Here is a 17,382-nt window from a genome sequence, read left to right on the forward strand (position 1 = left end):
GATCGGACGGCGCGGCTTATTCCTGCTTCATGAACGCGGTGACGTGCAGGCGGCGCCGAATCCGCATCCCCTGCCGCTGGTACAGAGCGATGGCCGAAGAGTTGCTCGAGAACACGTGCAGGAACGGAATTTCGCCGCGTGCCTCGATCTGGCGCGCGACCGCCGCCAGCAGCGCCTGCGCGTAGCCCCGCCCGCGATGGTCGGGGTGGACGCAGACGGCTGTCATCTCGACGAAATTGCCCGGCTTCATGCGCTCGCCGGCCATCGCGACCAATTCGCCGCCGGCGCGGATGCCCAGAAACGTCCCGAGTTCATGGGTGCGCCGCGCGAATGGACCGGGCTTGGTCAACTCCGTCAGCGCCATCATGGCGGGAACGTCGGCCGCCCCCAGCCGAACGATCTCGGCATCGCGAAGCGGACTGTCGGCCGGCGAGCCGATCATCTGCTCGCCGGGTCCGGCCACCACGACCTTGAACCCGGCGGGAACGTCGACGGCCTCCGGTGTGAACAGTGCGGCGACCTGCGAGCCCGACAGGAGATCACGGAGCGCGGCAAAGCTCGCCGCGGACATGTCGACCATGTCGGCAAAGGGCGTCACGTCCACCGGGTAGCGCAATGCTCGCGGGCCACCTTCGGCCAGATGTTTGTGGCTGGTCGTCAGCGCGCTCCAGATCGGGCGATCCAGCAGCGTCTCGTCACCGTCGGACACCGTTTCACTCCTTCTCGAAGCTGACGATGACGGCGGCATTGGCGATGAGGATGGGGTCGTTGCCCTGTTCCGGTGCCGACGGAATCTCCAGCCCGCCCTTCACCGCGTTGACGGTGACAGTGCCGTAAGGCAGTTCCTTCGCGACCGCATCCTTGTCGACGCTTTCCGGATTCGGCACCGCGATCGTGACGTCCACGAACATGTCGTTCGCGGTCTTGTCGATCATCCGGAAGAAGCCGAGGCTCGAATGCCTGATGGCATCAGAGACGGCACGCCTCGCCGCCTTTGTGGCGTCCCTGCCATGGACGTCGACGCCCATACCCATCTCGGTGATACAGCGAACGCGAGCCATGTTCTTATTCCTATGACTGACTGAGTGGTGGGGAGTGTGGGGGATCGGACGGCACGATACAAGTAGGGTCGTTCCTCTCGTGTCCCGGATGCGGTGCGGCACGCCGTGGCGCTCCGACGTTGCGGGCGTTGCAAGTCGCGGGCGCTGTGCTATCGCTCGGGCGATGACTCCCAAAACTTTCGAAACACGCTGCCTGCGCCTGCCCGCCGTCACCAAAGTGGTGCAGTGGGAGGGCACCTCGGTGTTCAAGGTCGGCGGCAAGATGTTCGCACTCGGCGGCGGCTTTGCCGCGCGCTCCGGGGGCTACATGTTCAAGGTCTCGAACATGGCCTATGCCATGCTGATCGAGCACGGCCTTGCGCGGCCGGCGCCGTATCTGGCGCGCGCCAAATGGGTGCAGCTCGTCGGCAACAATGCGCTGCCGGACGCCGAGCTCACGGCCTATCTGGCGCAGGCGCACGCGATGGTCGCCGCGAAACTCACGCGGAAATCCCGCAAGGCGCTGGATCTCGACTGAAGCGCAGCTGCTGGTGAAGCGAAAGCCTGCGCTGATTGACATCGATGATATGCCTGACTAAAGTCAGACATCGTGCTCGACCCTGTTTCACGCGTCCGCCGCTTCAATCGCGCCGTCACGTCCGCTGTCGGCGCGCTCGACACGTCGTTCCTGGGGCGCGGGCGGCCACTGGGGACGGCGCGCGTGCTCAACGCGATCGGGCATGGACGTTCGGAGGTGGCCGAGATTCGCGACTATCTCGGCCTCGATTCCGGCCTGATGAGCCGCCTGCTCCGCAGCCTCGAGGACGAAGGGCTGGTCGAGACCAATGCGCATGAGGACGATGCGCGCCGCCGCGTGGCGACGTTGACACGTGCGGGCCGGCGCGAGTTCGCGGCCTATGAGGCGCTGTCGAATACGCAGGCGGAGGGCTTCCTCGCCCAGCATTCGCAGCGCGAGGCGCTGCTGGCGGCGATGGATTTGATTGCTTGCGCATTGACGCGCGAGCGCGTCACACTGGACGAGATCGATCCGCGGAGCGAGCAGGCCCGCTATTGTCTTGGCGAATATTATGGCGAGCTCGGCCGCCGCTTCAAGCAGGGCTTTGATGTCTCGCTGTCGCGGGATCCCGACGCCAAGGATATGCGCCGCCCGCGCGGCACGTTCATCGTCGCGATGTCGGACACGCTGCCGGTCGGCTGCGTCGGGCTCAAGGGCACGGATCACGGCTATGCCGAGATCAAGCGTTTGTGGGTCGCACCGGCTGCGCGCGGATTGCGGCTCGGCCGGCGGCTGATGGATATGACCGAGGATGTCGCGCGCGGGCTCGGCATCAAGCTGCTGCGGCTCGACACCAACAGCGCGCTGGCGGAGGCCGGCCAGCTCTACCGACGAAGCGGCTGGAGCGAGATCCCCCGCTTCAATGACGACCCCTACCCGGACCTGTTCTTCGAAAAACGTCTGTAAGCGCCGGCGCCTTTTCTCCCGTTGCCGCGTTATGGCCGGAGCCGCAGGAGCAACGCCATGACCAGGTCCGACCTCGCCGACATTTACCGCGACTACATCGCCTGCCTGAACCGGCAGGATTGGCTCGCGCTTGGACAGTTCGTCCACGATGACGTCGCCCACAATGCGCGACCGTTCGGACTGTCCGGCTATCGCGCCATGCTGGAGCAGGATTTTCGCGCAATTCCGGATCTGCATTTCAACATCGAGCTGCTGGTCTGCGATCCGCCTCAGATCGCCTCCCGATTGAAGTTCGATTGCACGCCGGCTGGAAAGTTTCTGGGGCTGGATGTGAACGGCAGGCGCGTGTCATTCTGCGAAAACGTGTTCTATCAATTTCGCGACGGAAAAATACGGCACGTGTGGTCCATCATCGACAAGGGAGCGATCGAGGCGCAGCTCTAGCGCTGCGCCTCGATGAACCTGCTTACGCTGCTGCCGGCGCCAACTCCGCTCGCGGCTTCGGAAACGGCTTGAAATTCATCGCCATCAGGAAGGCGCCGAGGCCCATCGCCCAGGAAGCGATATAGAGCCAAGCGTAGCTCGAGAACGCATCGTAGATCAGGCCGCCGGCGAGCGGGCCCGTGGCCATGCCGAGACTGCCGGCCATGGCGGTGCCGCCGATCACGGTGCCCATCATCTTGAGCGGGAAATTTTCGCGGATCAGCACGGCGTAGAGCGGCATGGTGCCGGCATAGATGAAGCCGAAGACAGCCCCGACCGCATAGAATGTCGTGAGCTGGTGCGCGAAGACATAGGCCAGTGCGCCGAACGCCTGCAACAGCAGGCCCGAGACCAGCACGCGCTTGGCGCCGAAGCGGTCACCCATCAGGCCGAAGGCGATGCGTCCGCCAAGGCCGGCAAAGCCCTCGATGCTGTAGATCGTCACCGCCGCGACCAGCGGGATGCCGCAGCTCACGGCATAGCTGACAGTGTGGATGATCGGGCCGGAATGGGTGGCGCAGCAGAAGAAATTGGTCGCGAGCAGGATCAGGAATTGCGGCGAGCGCAGCGCCTCTCCCATCGACATCTCACCGTGCACGGCGCCCTCACCCGTGGGCGCGGCCATGGCGTGCGCGAGCGCCGGCGGGCGGCGCACCAGGAACGAGACCGGGATCATGATGGCGCCGACCACCAGCGCCACGATCTGCATCGAGGTGCGCCAGTCATGGCCGGAGACGAGCCAGGCCGCGAGCGGCGCCATCGTCATCGGCGCCATGCCCATGCCGGCTGACACCAGCGAGACCGCGAGGCTGCGATGGGTGTCGAACCAGCCGGTCACGGTCGCCATCATCGGCGCGAAGATCGCGGCACAGGAGGCCCCGACCAGAAGGCCAAAGACGAACTGAAACGCCAATAGCGAGGTGGCGTGGCTCGCCGCGAACAGGCTCACGGTCAGCACTGTCGATCCCGTCAGCACGACCAGCCGCGGCCCGAACCGGTCCGTCAGCGTGCCCCAGGCCATGCTGGTGCAGGCCATTGCCAGAAAGCCGATCGTCATCGCGCTGGAGATGCCGGTCACGGACCAGCCGGTGTCCTTTGCGATCGGCTGCAGGAACACCGGCAGCGAAAACATGCCGCCGATGGCGACGCAGCCGAGCAAGCCGCCCGCGGCGACGATCACCCAGCGATAGGAGGAAGAGTTCATTTTGGTCTCCCGTCAGGTCTGTCTGGGTGGAAGACGAATGGGAACATGGTGAGCCGACAGGCCGACGCAAGTTTTTGCGGCACGCTTTTGTGACCTGCCAAACAAAAAACGCGAAAACAACCCCATGCACAGTAGCCGGGCGCTTTGGGATCAAGGACTTACAGCACAGCTCTTTGCGGTGCGAAGGAAGACTCGCCGTTTGACTCGTCGGGCAAAACACCTGCATTATCGCATCATCCCGCCGCTATTGATTTCATCCCCGCGAACAAGGCTTCAAACAGCCACGCCGCGCCGCCACTCGCCGACTGTGAGCCAGACCGCCGAGACCAGGAAGTAGAGCGCACCAACGCCGGCATAGCCCGCGACATTCGCGATCGAGGGAACCGCGGGCATCGTGGCCTGAAAGATGAAGAACCCGCCTGCGAGAGCCGACTGGCCACCGCTGAGCACCATGACCCATTGCGCGCCAAGACTCCGCCAGCGGCGGATGGCCGTTCCGACTTGGAGCAATCCCGACAGGATCGCCCAGGCCCCGAAGATTCCGAGCACCCGGTTCATGCCCATCTGCAAGGTCACAAGCACCGCGACGGTGGTCGCCAGGCTGACCACGACGTTCAGAGCCTGCGTGCGGCTTTGAGCGAGCCCACCGCTGCGAAGCGCGTCCGCGAAATTGGCTGCGGCGTCCCATGCGGGATAGAGGACGAGCAAGGCGCCGGCGATCACCGGAGAAGAAGCCCCGGCGGCAAACGCAGCAGCGACCCAGGCAACCGAGAATGCCGCTCGCACGAAGTAGTATTGCTTCAGCCATCGCTCGCGGTCGGTATGAACCGGATCCAATTGATATCGCGCCATCACAGTCTCTCTCCTATACCTACTAGTTGGTAGTTTACATACACACAACGAAACCGACTTCGCTCCAGCCCGCTTGCGGGCTGTCGCCATCGTCTCGCTGATGTCTCTCAGTGTTTGTTGGACAGCCGGTCCAGCAGCGGGGTGGTGATCACACCGAACATCTTTGGATCGCCATAGGCACGCGCCGACAGCATGGCGCCGTGAATGGTCGCCATGAATCCTTCGGCCTCGACCCGGGCTGTGCCGGAGAGTTTGAATTGCCCTTTCCGCTTGCCGCGCTCCATGACGGCCGTCAGCCAGGAAGCCAAGGAGCGGAAGTGCGCGCGGACTTCGAGCGCAACCTCCTCCGGCAGGATCGGAAGCTCGCTGGCCAGCAGCGCGCAGACGCAGAACGGCGCCGTCGCATCATTGATGCACGCCTTCCAGTACGCGACATAGTTTTCGAGCTGGCCGCGCGGATCAGGGACATTGCGCTCGAGCGCGGACAGTCCCGCCTCGGCTTCGGCGCGGTAGCGCGACACGAGGGTGCGGACCAGATCGACCTTGCTGGCGAAATGGTGGTGGATGCTTGGCTTGCGGATGCCGACAACCTCGGCCACGTCTGCGTAGCTGAAGCCGTTATAGCCGCCCGCGATGATCAAGCTGCGCGCGCAGGCCAGGATGTCGTCGGCAGTCGAGGAAACGTTGGTCATGGCCCCTAGCTACCTTCCAGTTGGTAGGGCGTCAAGAACGGGATGCTTCAACCATCCGTGAGTGCTAGGAGCCAGCATGACCATTCGCCCGATCGTCCGCTATCCCGACCGCCGGCTCGCGATGCCGGCCCGCCCCGTCACCGCGTTCGATGCAACGCTGCGCGAGCTCGCGAACGATCTGCTCGAGACCATGCGCGCCGCGCCCGGCATCGGCATCACGGCGCCGCATATCGGCGTCCCCTTGCGCGTCGTCGTGCTCGAGCTCGACGCCAAGGACGGCCCGCAGACCTACGTCAACCCGGAGATCGAGTGGGCCTCACCCGAGATTATCATGCACCGCGAGGGCAGCGTCTCGATGCCCGGCGTCAATGACGAGGTGCAACGCCACGCCCGCGTGCGTATCAGCTATCGGGATCTCGACGGCAACATGCACAGCGAGGAGTCGGACGCCTTGCGCGCCGTCTGCCACCAGCACGAGATCGACCAGCTCGACGGCATGTTCTGGATCCAGCGGCTGTCGCGGCTCAAGCGCGAGCGGCTGATGAAGAAGTTCGAGAAGCTGTCGCGGAATTTGTAGGGTGGATTGGCGAACCGTAATCGGCCATCCCCCGGCGCGATGACAAACTACGCCAACGGCCTGCTTTCGCGCAGCCGCGGGCAAATCCACCCTACGCACCCGCTCAGATCACCTTGCAGATCACCTTGCAGATCACCTGGCGTTGCCTGGGACAGGCGTGTTGAGCAGCTGCTGCTCCCACAGGAACGCGATTCCGCTGCCGCCGGCATGCTGCGTGATCACCTCCGTCAGCGCGGCAGCTTGATCGGTCCTGGCCCAGTCGCGCTGCCATTCGGCCGCCAGCGCCATCCAGGTCATCATGTTCGCGCCCGCCGCGATCATGCGCTGAATTGCGACCTCGTGGGCCTCGACCGAAACGGCGCCGGAGGCATCGGTGATCACAGTTACATCCCAACCTTCGCCGAGGGCCTGAATCGTCGGCATTGCGACGCAGACCTCGGTCCAAAGGCCCGCGATGACCAGCTGCTTGCGGCCCGTTGCCTTGACTGCGTCCACCACCTTCCGATCCTGCCAGGTGTTGATGAGCGTGCGGTCGATCACTTTCTGGCCAGGGAAAACATCCGTGATCTGAGGGAACAGGAGACCGCCCCGCTCAGCGATCACAGTGGTCAGGATCGTGGGGACACCGAAAGCCTTGGCGGCCTTCGCCAGGCCCGTCGTATTGTTGATCACCATCTGCGGTTCGTGGCTGTTCACGTTCGCGAGTTGATAAGGCTGGTGGTCAATCAGGACGAGTACCGAATCTTCGGGGCGAAGAAGCGAAGCAAGGCCGTTACGAAAAGTCATTGTTCCATCCTTTGCTGCCGTTGTGAGCGGCACTGGTTTTTTCGCAGACATACGTCAGCAGCGACGTTGCCCAAGACGGACATTGGCGTTCCCAGATGCGCTGCGGTAGCGTCGCATTGCGGTACGCTGTGTCGCGAAATGGGGAACAGTGAATTGGATATCGAAGAGTTGCGGACATTCGTCGAAGTTGCTGATACCGGGGGGATTTCGTCCGCCGCGCTCCGGCTCGGCGTCGCCAAGTCGATCGTCAGTCGTCGATTGTTCCGGCTTGAAGCGGAACTTGGCGTCCAGCTCCTTGCACGAACGACCCGCGGGGCTGCTCTCACGGAAGCCGGGGTCACTTTCCGAGACCATGCAGCCAGAGTCTGCGCCGAGGTCGACGTGGCCAGGGAAGCGATCCTACCCGCCGGTGACCTTCGCGGCCGGTTGCGAGTGGCCGTGCCACTTTCGTTCGGCCAGTCTCACTTCGCTCCTATCATCGCGGAAATGGCCCGACGCCACCCTCAGCTCCAGATCCACACCTGCTACAGTGATCGGTTCGTCGATCTCATCACGGAGGGGTATGATTGTGCGATACGGGTTGGCTATCTTCAGGACTCCAACTTGATCGCAAGACGCGTCGGACCGATCCATGGGAAGTTCGTCGCGAGCCCGGACTACATCAAGGCGCATGGGTCGCCCGAGACGCCGGAGGAGCTCGTCGCTCATGAAGCTCTCATGCAGAGTACCGAAAGCTGGCAACTCACGGATGGCGACAAGATCATCACGGTTCGTCCGCAGGGGCGCTTCAAGGCCGACAACGGCCCTGCTCTAGTCGCCGCCGCGGCAGCAGGGCTCGGGATTGCTTACCTGCCCAATTGCCTCACCCACGAGTATGTGGCCTCCGGGGCGCTGGTGCCGGTCATGACACGCTATCCTCCACCTCCGGCGGGGGCCTATGTGGTCCGCCCGCCGGGTCAGCATCCCGCACGGAAAATACGGGTCCTCACCGAATTGCTGATCGAGTATTGCGAACCGGCTCCGCACCCCGCGTGAGCTCCCCCGCTGGGGTGGTCCATCCACCTTGATAATCTGGATCACGATAGTCTGGATCACGAAAGGGACGACGGACGCAGATTCTGGATCCAGCGGCTGTCGCGGCTAAAGCGGGAGCGGCTGGTGAAGAAGTTCGAGAAGATGTCGCGCGGGTGAGCGTGCGGACGAAGATCGGACTTGTGTGAAATCGCGCCGGCTGCTCGATGTGGCGAAATCAAACCAGCCTGATATGATTGGAACGGTCGGCCCCGTCGGGAGGGAGACGAATGGCTCATTCAGGTCGCTGCGCCTGTGGCGCGGTTCGTTACACCATCGCGTCCGCGCCGATCCGCGGCTTCCAATGCCAGTGCAGCGACTGTCAGCGCGACACCGGCAGCGGCCACAGCTCCATCTTCGTGTTCGCGCGCAACGCAGTCTCGGTAACCGGCGAGGTACGCGAAATCGCGCGCACGGCCGGCAGCGGCGCAGTCAAGCGCAAAGGGTTCTGTCCGAACTGCGGCTCGCCGATCTATAACAAGCCGGACGAGAAGCCGGAGTTCATCGGCATTTATGTCGGCACGCTGGACGACGCCAGCACGTTCAAACCGTCCGTCGTGCTGTTCTGCTCGCGCGGATATGCCTGGGATCACCTCGATCCCGAGATTCCCAAACTCCCGGAATGGCACCCGGGATCGCGCTGATTTCTTGCAGATTGGGGGACAGCCAATGACGATGAGCTTCGAGCTGTCGATGCTGGCCGCCGCAATCGTCTGGGGCTTCGTACAGCTTGTCGCCGCCGCGCAAGCCGCGAACCTGCAGTACGGCCTCAGATGGGCTGCGAGCCCGCGCGACACCGAGATGCCGCCGCTCAAGCCCATCCCCGGCCGGCTCAACCGAAATTTCCGCAACTACATGGAGACGTTTCCGTTCTTTGCCGCCGCGATCCTCATCGCTCACGCCGCAGGCGTTCACAACGAGCTGACTTATTGGGGATCGATCGCCTATCTTGGCGGTCGCATCGCCTACACCGCGCTTTACTTGTCCGGCATACCGCTCGTCCGCTCACTGTTCTGGAATATCGCCAGCTTTGGCATGCTTGCGGTCTTGGCTGCGGCCTTCGTGCCTCACTGAAGCGGCGCGATAGCGACTTTGCCTTCGCCTCGATGCCTTCACGCCCGCTTCCCGCCCCGCTTGGTCATGGGCGCGTTACGACGCTCGCGTTTGCCGCGCGCGATCTCGGTCGCCAGGGCGTCCAGCTTCGGCTCCCAGAAATTGCGGAACTGACCGATCCATGTATCGACCGCTTGGAGCCCCGCAGCATCGACCGAATAGAGCCGTCGTTGCGCCTCCGCCCGAACCGTCGCGAAGCCGCTCTCGCGCAACACCTTGAGGTGCTGCGACACGGCGGCCTGCGTAATCCCGAACTCCGCTCCGATCACCTCGACGACCTCGCCGGAGGCCATTTCCCCGGGCGCAAGCAGCTCGAGGATGCGCCGGCGCACGGGATCGGCAAGGACATCGAAGACTTGCATCAACTTCCTGTGCCAGGATGCGCGACGTCGGGCGGCGTCTCGCCGCGATAGAAAGCGATGGTGCGGTCCGACCGCTGCTTCGCGGAGGCAGGATCCACGCCGCTTGCGACGTGCGCCGCGCGCCAATACTCGCCGCTGCTCGTCATGAATTCCTTACCCGCGGGAGAGCCCATCCATGCCTCGGCCGTCTCGTGGTCGACCGATGCCCCGGTCGCAACATATCGCTCCAGTCCCGCAATGGCGAGATCCCAGCCGATGCCTACCGCCCCTGGACCGAACTGCTCCCAATGATCTTCGATGATCGCGGTGTGCTCAAGCGTCAACCGCGCTTGGGATCGTTCCGCCGTCAGCTTGACATCGATCCAGCTCATCGCGCCGCCGAATTCCCACGTCGCTGCAAAATGGGTCGGCGGCGTGCACGCCGTAATGGTGCCGCCGGCATTTCCCTTGAGCTGGTACTTTCCACCGAGCTGGAGATCTCCCTCGACCGGCAAGAACCAGCGCGGAATGCGTTGCGGGCTGGTCACGGCGTCCCAGAGATCGTCGACGCTGGTCTCGTATAGCCGCGTCAGCGTCACCGCACTGGCCGCTTTCCCGTCCTTCTCGAAATTCCTCACCGAACGCGTAACCAGCCCCAATACCCTGACGACGTCGATCTCCATGGCGCTTGCTCCCTGTCGTTTCGTGCAAGGATGAATATCGGCCGAAGCTAATATAAGTCAACTCTTATATTATGAGGAAATGCCGCTCAGATATTTGCCCGGCGATTTCCCAAGCGCCTTCTTGAACATGGTGATGAAGGCCGCGACGGAGTCGTAGCCGAGATCGGCGGACACCTGCTGCACGCTCGCGCCGGAGGTCAGCTCCCGCAAGGCGACGATCAGGTGCAATTGCTGGCGCCAGCGCCCGAAGCTCAAGCCCGTTTCCCGGACAACGAGACGCGCGAGGCTGCTCTCGCTCAGGGCGACGCGATCGGCCCATTCGGCCAGCGTTCTGCGGTCGGACGGGTCTTTTGCCAGCGCTGCGGCAATTTTCTTCAAGCGCGGCTCGGGCGAGAGCGGCAGATGAAGCTGCTGAACCGGCATGCGGGGAAGCTCGCGCAGAAGGACGCTCGCCAGAAGGTCCCCCCTCGCCTCGTCATCCGCGATCTGATCGGCTAGCTCGACGATCACTTCACGCAGCAGTGGGGAGATCGAGAGCGTGCAGCAACGATCCGGCAAGTCCACGCGGTCGGGCTCGATATAGATGAAGAACAGCCGGGCATTTTCTGTCGCGAGGTTGCTGTGCTGCATGCCCCCGGGAATCCACACCGCGCAATGCGGCGGCACCATCCACAGACCGGTGGGAACGCGGCACGTCACGGCGCCACCCAGCGCAAAGACAAGTTGCCCCTTGCGGTGGCTGTGATCGGGCACTTCGCCCTTGGTCCCGATCACGTCGACGCGCACCGCGATCACAGGCGCGGAGACATCATCCACATCGAGATCAGGCCAAGGAAAACGGAGCGGCTGCCGCATGCTTGCCGGTTTTTAGCAATTGATTGGCGGAACATCTAAATCGAGCGCAGAAGAATGTCGATAGGCTGCTGTCTCAACCTGCCCGGCGGCGGCCGGGCGCGCCCACGCGATCGAAAGAAACGCCATGCATGGTTCCACAAGTACGACAGCAGCCAAGCTGCAACGCGTGGTCCGCACGCAAGCGGGCTTCGTGCGTGGCGGCCCGCGCGATGCAAACGGCGTGATCGCGTTCAAAGGCATTCCCTACGCAGCACCGCCGGTCGGGCCTCTGCGTTGGTGCGCACCGCAGCCGCCGGCGCCCTGGGATGGCGTGCGCAATGCGCTTGTGTTCGGCGCTGGGTGTCTATCGGCGCTCGAAAACGACCAGCGGCCGGGACCGCGCGACGAGGATTGCCTTTATCTCAACGTCTGGACCGCGGCGAAGCACGCGGATGAGAAGCGGCCCGTGATGGTGTGGTTTCACGGCGGCGGCTTTCAGTTCGGCTCCTCGGCGAATCCGGCAACCGATGGCGGCCGGCTGGCAGCGAAAGGTGTCGTCGTCGTCAGCTTCAATTATCGCCTCGGCATCCTCGGCTTCCTCGCCCATCCCGATCTCGATACGGAGGCGCCGTCAGGCAATTACGGCCTGCAGGATCAACTGGCGGCGCTGCGCTGGGTCAAGGCCAACATCGCCGGCTTTGGCGGCGACCCCGGCAACGTCACCCTGTTCGGCGAATCCGCCGGCGCCATGGCCGTCGGCATCCTGATGGCCTCGCCGCTCGCGCACGGACTGTTTCACAAGGCCATTGGACAGAGCGGTGCGTTCTGGGACGGTAAGCACGGTCCCCTCCAGGGCTTTGAAGAAGCCCGCGCGCGTGGTCTGGCTTTTGCCCGGCAACAGGGCAACGCGTCGATCGCAGCGTTGCGCAGCATGCCGGCCGATCGGTTGAATGCAGCCGCGCCGTGGAGTTTCAGGACCAGCCCGGTCGTGACGGCCTTCTCGCCGAGTATCGATGGTCATGTTGTGCCTGACGTGCCCGCGCGGCGCTTCCTGCGCGGCGAACAGATGCACATCCCGCTGCTGGCGGGCTGGAATGCGGCCGAAGAATTTCCTTTCCGTTCGCAGTCACTGCCCGATCAATCGGCGCAAGCCTTTCTCGCCGCGGCCGAGGCGATGTTCGGCAAGGAGCGCATGGCCGATTTCCTGAAGGTCTATCCCGCCGCGACCGACGCGGAGGCCAAGTCTTCCGCGGCGGCGCTTAACGGCGACTATGTGGTCGGCGAGCAATGCTGGCAGTGGCTACGATTGCATCGGCGCGGAGGACGTGCGCCGGTCTACGGCTATCACTTCAGCTATACCTCGCGCTACACGCCGATTGCCTCGCACGTCACTGAAATTCCGTTCGTGTTCGGCACACTGACACCGCAACAGGTGATCGGCAGCTCGGCACCGCCGGCCGAACAGGACCGCGCTCTGGCGCGGACCATGATGGCCTATTGGGTGAATTTTGCAGCGCATGGCGATCCCAACGGATCGGGCCTGCCACCCTGGCCCGCCTATGACGAGAAGGACGTCGTGCAGATCCTGGGCACGCCGATCGAAGCCCGCCCCAATCCGCAAGCCGCCCGCTTCCGCTTCCTCGCCAGTTTGAGGCAGGACGGCATTTTGCCGATGCGCTGGCGGGAGCTGCCGTAGGCGGCCTCACCCGCCCGCCATCAGCTGCTTCGCCAGCGCCATGTAGGCAGGCAGCGTCACGGGGTCGTTGGCGGCGTTGCCCGCTGCGGGGTGCGAGGCGTAGCGCGCGATCACCATCTCGGCCTTGGGATCGATATAGATGCCCTGCCCGTGAACGCCGCGCGCCATATAGGCGCCGTGGGCGTTATGCGTGACCCACCATTGATTGCGATAGGAGGCACCTGTTAGCGTGGTGTAACCGGCGGGCTTGAATTTCTCGGGATCGCCGCCGCGCGCGATGTCCTCGACGACAGATGAAGGCACGATCTGCCGGCCGTTGAACCGGCCGTGATTGCGCATGGCCTCGCCGAAGCGGGCGAGATCGCGCAAGGTGGTGGAGAGGCCGCCGCCGCCGCTTTCGGTGCCGATGCGATCGACATGGTAATGCGCGTCCTCCTCCGCGCCGATCGGCTGCCAGATGCGCTCGGACAGCAGATCGGACAAGTTCATGCCGCCGACGCGCCGGATGATCCACGCGAGCACGTCGGTGTTGACGGTCTTGTAGGCGAAGGCCTTGCCGTGCTCGCCCTGCTTCTTCTGCGCCATCAGAAATTCGAAGATGGTGGTCGGGCCGTCGTAATCCGGCGGAATCGGTGCCATGCCGTTCGCCCGCCGCAGGCCCCAGACGTGAGAGTTCTTGTCGGTATAGACCTCCGTGTATTCGAGCCCGCTGGTCATATCCATGACCTCGTGCACGCGCGCATCGCCGAAGGCGCTGGTCTTCAGCTCCGGCACATACTCCGTGACAGGCGCCTGCGGATCGATCTTGCCCTCGGCGACCAGAATGCCGGCGAGCACGCCCGTGAACGACTTCGTCACCGACATCGCGATATGCGGCTTGTGCGGCTTCAATGCGCCGAAATAGCGCTCATAAATCAGCCTGCCCCGATGCAGCACGGCGATGCCGTCGGTGTAGGTCTCCTCTAGCATCTTGGCGAACGTCATGGGCCGGCCGTCCATCGTGGTCGAGGCCGACGCGCCGATGTCATGCTCTTGGCGCGGCAGCACCGACGCAGGCCCCGCCCCGCGCCAGACGTTCACGGTCGGCACCAGCTGGCGGATGTTGCTCCATGCCCAGCGCAGCTCGGGGAAGCTGCGGAACGAGCCGTCCTGGAAACTGATGGTGCGGTTTTCCGGCGGCGGGAAGCCCTTCATCCAGCCGAGTGTTTCGGGATCGGTTTCGGCGGCGGTTGCAGACGGCTGACTCGGGGCGGTGGCGGCGGACATGAACGTTGGGCTCCGGAAGCGAACGACGGGGTCTCGTATCATGGAGATACGTGGCGAACATCCAATGTTTGCGCCGAGGTGACCGTCGCCGCGCGCTTGGCGGGTTCGTCGTCAGGTCAGGCGCACCGACATGCCGCCATCAACCGTCATGGGGCTTCCCGTCATGAACGATGCCCGGTCGCTCAGGAGAAAAACCGCCGCCTGCGCGATCTCCTTGGGACTGGCCATCCGCTTCATCGGGTGAAGCCCGGCGATGAAATTCAAGGCGTCGGGATTTCCCTCGCCTGCCGCCGGGGTGATGGTCCCTCCAGGCAGAAGCGCGTTGACCCGAATGCCTTCGGCCGCATGCTCGGCGCCCAGTGATTGAGCCAGGCCGATCAGTCCTGCCTTTGAGGCTGCGTACGCCGCCATTCCCGGCAGGCCCCCGTTGCTGAAGCCAACGAAGGACGAGGTAAAGACGATGGAGCCACCGCCCTGCTTCCGCAGTGCCGGGATCTGCGCCTTTGCGCTGAGGAACGCCGAGGTGAGATTCACCGCAAGCACATCGGTCCAGTTTTCGACGCTCATCTCGGGGACCGGCGTCATGTCGCCGACGATGCCGGCATTGTCGAACGCGCCGTCAAGCTTTCCGAAAGTCTTGACGGCGTGCTCGACAAGGCGGGCTGCATAGCCGGTGTCCCGAACGTCGCCCGCGAGAAACGTCGCGCGCCCTCCGGCGCTTTTGATGCTTGCAACAACGGCCTGCAGCTCGGGGCCGCGACGCGCCCCGAGCACCACATCGGCGCCTTCGGACGCGAACAATGACGCTGCAGCAGCACCGATACCGCTGCTGGCGCCGGTTACGATGATCGTCTTGTTTGCCAGTTCCACGGTGAGACTCTCCTGATGTCAAAAACGAGCGAACAAGACTCGGGCATCTGCCGACCGCCACCCGTTTCCCGAGTCACACGCGGGATCGGATGTGGCGGCGGCATTGATCGCGGATGGCGGCCTGCCGGACGCTTGCGACCGAAAGGCCAGGTCGTTGCCATGGGTTATTTCAGCGGCAAGAAAACGTCCGCGACCGTCTCGTGCTCCCGCACCTCCGGGAACAAGCTCAGCCGCTGGCAATAGATCGGGAAGTCGCGCGCTTCTTCGCCGCTGGCGGGAAGCCAGTCGCGATAAAGGAAGAGCGCGGCCGGCTCGAGATTGTCGGTGTAGCCGACGACGCGCAGCACCGCGCAGCGTCCGCCGGGGATCTCGCCGGCCTTGATCTCTTCGCCATTCGACGCGATCGGCTGGTCGGTGCCGACGCAGAGGTCCGTGCTGTACTCGGCCGGCGAGGCAGGACGCCGCTCGGAGCGCCAGACCGTGAAGGTCGGACTTGTCCTGGGGTGCAGGTTCGCCGCCTTGCGCCACGCGATGAAGCGCTGGATCGTGGCGGGAAGCGTCGCCGGGTCGCCGCGATGCTCCATGATCGCCACCTTGGTGGGTTGCACATCGCGGATCGTCACGTCGTCAGTGGTAAAGGTTTTCTGCATGAGCTTGCTCCTCGCATTGTCGAGAGGCCCGAAGGCCGCAAGCCACGGCTCCCAGTCGGGAGACTTCCGGAACGACGACGGCGATTGCCCGAACCGTTGCCGAAAGGCGCGGGCGAAGGCATCCGGTGCATCGTAACCGGCATCCATCGCAATCTCCGTGACATCAAGGGCGTCCATATAGGCCAGCTGATGCGAAGCGCGCTTCATGCGGGCCAGCTGGACATAGCGATGCACTGATAATCCGAAGGTTGCCGAGAACTGCCGGTGGAAATGAAATTTTGAGAAAGCCGCAACAGCACTCACCGTGTCCAGATCCAGATCATCGTCGAGATGCCGGTCGATATGATCAAGCACCCGTCGCATCCGGTCCTGATAGTTTTGCAGCGCCGCCTTCATCGTCCCTCCTCCGTGGCGGCTCCATCTAGTCGCTGACGGGCATGATTTGCTCGACCGATCTTGCGGTTTGGCCGAGTCTGGCCAATCCCAGTTCGAATGACCACGCCGATTGCAAGCACCTTCCTCTCCGCGCTAAACTGTCGGAACCCCTTGACCCACAAGTGGGCGTTCCCCTTCGAGCCGACTTCCCGAACATGCACGAACTGACGCCCGACTTCGAACGCTTCATCCGCGATCTCGAGGACTTCAATCATGGCTGATGCGGTCAGCGGCCATCCGGGCTGCGGCTTCGGGGAATTCTCATTCGCAAACGGAATCCAAGCATGAATGCAACTCTATCCATCGTCGTCCTGGCTGCCGAGCTCCTCATCAGCGCGTTGGGTGCGTTCGTGTCAATTGCCGCGCTCGGCTTCGCGGGAGAGGTCACGCGATCCAGGGATTTGACCGCCTTTGGCTGGATCCTGGGGGCGCTTTACTTCGTTGTCGCCTTTACGCCCCTCGTCGCAACCGCATGGGTGGCGCACAGAAGGTTTGTTTCAGACAAAGCATTCCCGGTGCTGGAAGTCATTTCGTCGCCGTACCTGGTGCCGGTGGTGCTGTGGGTTGGCGCAGCGATTTTCTGCATTGGGCTGTTGGCATTTCAAAACGGCGCGGGGCTGGCGCCGCGGTAGGGAGACGCGAAGCGATACCCTCCAGGCACCGCGCAGGCGTCCACGAGGATGGCGGCATCAAGGTATCAAAGAGCGCTGGGACGATCGATGTCGAATACGTCGATCTGTCGGTCCTGGAACAGATCCTCCAGCGCTTCGGGCCCGTTCGCCAGCGCGTAGTCCCGCTCGGCGTCGGAAATAGGCAGCACCTGCAGCCAGGCGACGGACTTGGCCGAGAAGGACTGTGTTTCCAGGTCCCACAAGAACGGAGAGATGAGCATGGCGTGCTTCATGTCACGCCCTTCGCCATACAGTTCCAGGGCTCGCGGAATGATGGCGCCGGGCAAGGGTGTGATCTCGGCCTTCTTGATGCTGAAAGCGCAGGTCGCGATCATGTTGGCGCCCTCGGCGCATTCCGTCGCCAGAGCCAGCAGAATCTCGATGCCGAGGGCCTTGTCGCCGGACGTCAGGCCTGTCTTCGCATCAGAGAGCGCGAGGCTGGCATAGGTGGAAACGCCTCCTGCCGGGACGTTCTTGATGATCATGATGTCGACGTCGCAGACGTGGGCGTCATCCCAATATTTCGTGACCGTCGGCGAGCCCTGCGTAACATCTCTCAAATAGCGGGCGAGAGATTTGTTGTCTTCCGAAACCGCCATGGCTCCTCACGTCAAAATCCGAGATCGTCGGCAGTC

The 17,382-nt window shown here is 63.7% G+C and carries 22 protein-coding genes and 1 pseudogene; 10 read left to right on the forward strand and 13 right to left on the reverse strand.

The features are described from left to right. Positions 1-16: 16 nt before the first annotated feature. Both ACVIN2_RS04890 and ACVIN2_RS04895 read right to left on the reverse strand, forming a co-directional pair. A complete protein-coding gene (locus ACVIN2_RS04890; RefSeq protein ID WP_456764697.1) occupies positions 17-709 on the reverse strand; it encodes a GNAT family N-acetyltransferase in 693 nt (230 codons plus the stop codon). A 4-nt stretch (positions 710-713) separates the two neighbouring features. After that, on the reverse strand, positions 714-1,061 hold the full coding sequence (locus tag ACVIN2_RS04895) for a Lin0512 family protein (RefSeq protein WP_027517469.1): 348 nt from the start codon (positions 1,059-1,061) through the stop codon (positions 714-716). A 163-nt stretch (positions 1,062-1,224) separates the two neighbouring features. Here ACVIN2_RS04895 and ACVIN2_RS04900 point away from each other — a divergent pair, with 163 nt between their 5' ends. From ACVIN2_RS04900 to ACVIN2_RS04910, 3 genes are all read left to right on the forward strand, one after another. Continuing rightward, positions 1,225-1,578, forward strand: coding sequence for an MmcQ/YjbR family DNA-binding protein (locus ACVIN2_RS04900; protein ID WP_456764698.1), 354 nt, complete (start codon positions 1,225-1,227; stop codon positions 1,576-1,578). A gap of 72 nt (positions 1,579-1,650) precedes the next feature. Continuing rightward, positions 1,651-2,523 (forward strand): bifunctional helix-turn-helix transcriptional regulator/GNAT family N-acetyltransferase, encoded by an 873-nt coding sequence (locus ACVIN2_RS04905; RefSeq protein WP_456764699.1) that lies wholly within the window; start codon positions 1,651-1,653, stop codon positions 2,521-2,523. Between the two features lie 57 nt (positions 2,524-2,580). Next, positions 2,581-2,967, forward strand: coding sequence for an ester cyclase (locus tag ACVIN2_RS04910; protein WP_456764700.1), 387 nt, complete (start codon positions 2,581-2,583; stop codon positions 2,965-2,967). 22 nt (positions 2,968-2,989) lie between these two features. Here the strand turns inward: ACVIN2_RS04910 and ACVIN2_RS04915 are convergent, their stop codons facing one another. The 3 genes from ACVIN2_RS04915 to ACVIN2_RS04925 form a co-directional block, all read right to left on the reverse strand. Continuing rightward, positions 2,990-4,210, reverse strand: coding sequence for an MFS transporter (locus ACVIN2_RS04915; protein ID WP_456764701.1), 1,221 nt, complete (start codon positions 4,208-4,210; stop codon positions 2,990-2,992). A gap of 273 nt (positions 4,211-4,483) precedes the next feature. After that, complete coding sequence (locus ACVIN2_RS04920; RefSeq protein WP_456764702.1) at positions 4,484-5,062, reverse strand: DUF308 domain-containing protein; 579 nt, start codon at positions 5,060-5,062, stop codon at positions 4,484-4,486. 107 nt (positions 5,063-5,169) lie between these two features. Beyond that, positions 5,170-5,754: a TetR/AcrR family transcriptional regulator gene (locus tag ACVIN2_RS04925; protein ID WP_456764703.1), complete on the reverse strand. Its 585-nt coding sequence runs from the start codon at positions 5,752-5,754 to the stop codon at positions 5,170-5,172. A gap of 76 nt (positions 5,755-5,830) precedes the next feature. Between ACVIN2_RS04925 and ACVIN2_RS04930 the strand changes: the two genes are divergently transcribed. Next, positions 5,831-6,331, forward strand: a complete 501-nt coding sequence (locus ACVIN2_RS04930) for a peptide deformylase (protein WP_456764704.1) — start codon at positions 5,831-5,833, stop codon at positions 6,329-6,331. A gap of 132 nt (positions 6,332-6,463) precedes the next feature. Here the strand turns inward: ACVIN2_RS04930 and ACVIN2_RS04935 are convergent, their stop codons facing one another. After that, positions 6,464-7,117 (reverse strand): hydrolase, encoded by a 654-nt coding sequence (locus ACVIN2_RS04935; RefSeq protein WP_456764705.1) that lies wholly within the window; start codon positions 7,115-7,117, stop codon positions 6,464-6,466. Between the two features lie 153 nt (positions 7,118-7,270). Here ACVIN2_RS04935 and ACVIN2_RS04940 point away from each other — a divergent pair, with 153 nt between their 5' ends. From ACVIN2_RS04940 to ACVIN2_RS04955, 4 genes and pseudogenes are all read left to right on the forward strand, one after another. Next, the gene (locus tag ACVIN2_RS04940; RefSeq protein ID WP_456764706.1) at positions 7,271-8,152 is read left to right on the forward strand and encodes a LysR family transcriptional regulator; all 882 of its coding nucleotides are present in this window, start codon (positions 7,271-7,273) and stop codon (positions 8,150-8,152) included. Between the two features lie 57 nt (positions 8,153-8,209). Next, a pseudogene (locus tag ACVIN2_RS04945) lies at positions 8,210-8,308 on the forward strand (peptide deformylase); the annotation flags it as partial. A 110-nt stretch (positions 8,309-8,418) separates the two neighbouring features. Then, a complete protein-coding gene (locus ACVIN2_RS04950) occupies positions 8,419-8,832 on the forward strand; it encodes a GFA family protein (RefSeq protein WP_456764707.1) in 414 nt (137 codons plus the stop codon). Positions 8,833-8,857: 25 nt separating this feature from the next. Continuing rightward, positions 8,858-9,262, forward strand: a complete 405-nt coding sequence (locus ACVIN2_RS04955; protein ID WP_456764708.1) for an MAPEG family protein — start codon at positions 8,858-8,860, stop codon at positions 9,260-9,262. A 38-nt stretch (positions 9,263-9,300) separates the two neighbouring features. Here the strand turns inward: ACVIN2_RS04955 and ACVIN2_RS04960 are convergent, their stop codons facing one another. From ACVIN2_RS04960 to ACVIN2_RS04970, 3 genes are all read right to left on the reverse strand, one after another. Beyond that, positions 9,301-9,663 (reverse strand): ArsR/SmtB family transcription factor, encoded by a 363-nt coding sequence (locus tag ACVIN2_RS04960; protein WP_456764709.1) that lies wholly within the window; start codon positions 9,661-9,663, stop codon positions 9,301-9,303. Then, positions 9,663-10,325, reverse strand: a complete 663-nt coding sequence (locus tag ACVIN2_RS04965; protein ID WP_456764710.1) for an SRPBCC family protein — start codon at positions 10,323-10,325, stop codon at positions 9,663-9,665. Before ACVIN2_RS04965 ends, ACVIN2_RS04960 begins: the two co-directional genes overlap by 1 nt. Before the next feature lie 69 nt (positions 10,326-10,394). Then, positions 10,395-11,180 (reverse strand): AraC family transcriptional regulator, encoded by a 786-nt coding sequence (locus ACVIN2_RS04970; protein WP_456764711.1) that lies wholly within the window; start codon positions 11,178-11,180, stop codon positions 10,395-10,397. 124 nt (positions 11,181-11,304) lie between these two features. On the opposite strand from ACVIN2_RS04970, the gene ACVIN2_RS04975 reads away from it, so the two are divergent. After that, a complete protein-coding gene (locus ACVIN2_RS04975) occupies positions 11,305-12,855 on the forward strand; it encodes a carboxylesterase/lipase family protein (RefSeq protein WP_456764712.1) in 1,551 nt (516 codons plus the stop codon). A gap of 6 nt (positions 12,856-12,861) precedes the next feature. On the opposite strand, the gene ACVIN2_RS04980 is transcribed toward ACVIN2_RS04975, so the two are convergent. The 3 genes from ACVIN2_RS04980 to ACVIN2_RS04990 form a co-directional block, all read right to left on the reverse strand. After that, on the reverse strand, positions 12,862-14,121 hold the full coding sequence (locus ACVIN2_RS04980) for a serine hydrolase domain-containing protein (RefSeq protein WP_456764713.1): 1,260 nt from the start codon (positions 14,119-14,121) through the stop codon (positions 12,862-12,864). Positions 14,122-14,232: 111 nt separating this feature from the next. Beyond that, positions 14,233-14,991: an SDR family oxidoreductase gene (locus ACVIN2_RS04985; protein WP_456764714.1), complete on the reverse strand. Its 759-nt coding sequence runs from the start codon at positions 14,989-14,991 to the stop codon at positions 14,233-14,235. 164 nt (positions 14,992-15,155) lie between these two features. Beyond that, the gene (locus ACVIN2_RS04990; protein ID WP_456764715.1) at positions 15,156-16,037 is read right to left on the reverse strand and encodes an AraC family transcriptional regulator; all 882 of its coding nucleotides are present in this window, start codon (positions 16,035-16,037) and stop codon (positions 15,156-15,158) included. A 323-nt stretch (positions 16,038-16,360) separates the two neighbouring features. Between ACVIN2_RS04990 and ACVIN2_RS04995 the strand changes: the two genes are divergently transcribed. After that, positions 16,361-16,708 (forward strand): hypothetical protein, encoded by a 348-nt coding sequence (locus tag ACVIN2_RS04995; protein ID WP_456764716.1) that lies wholly within the window; start codon positions 16,361-16,363, stop codon positions 16,706-16,708. Positions 16,709-16,773: 65 nt separating this feature from the next. Here the strand turns inward: ACVIN2_RS04995 and ACVIN2_RS05000 are convergent, their stop codons facing one another. Further along, positions 16,774-17,346: a suppressor of fused domain protein gene (locus ACVIN2_RS05000; protein WP_456764717.1), complete on the reverse strand. Its 573-nt coding sequence runs from the start codon at positions 17,344-17,346 to the stop codon at positions 16,774-16,776. Positions 17,347-17,382 lie beyond the last annotated feature (36 nt).

The sequence above is a fragment of the Bradyrhizobium sp. USDA 3650 genome (genome assembly GCF_054057395.1).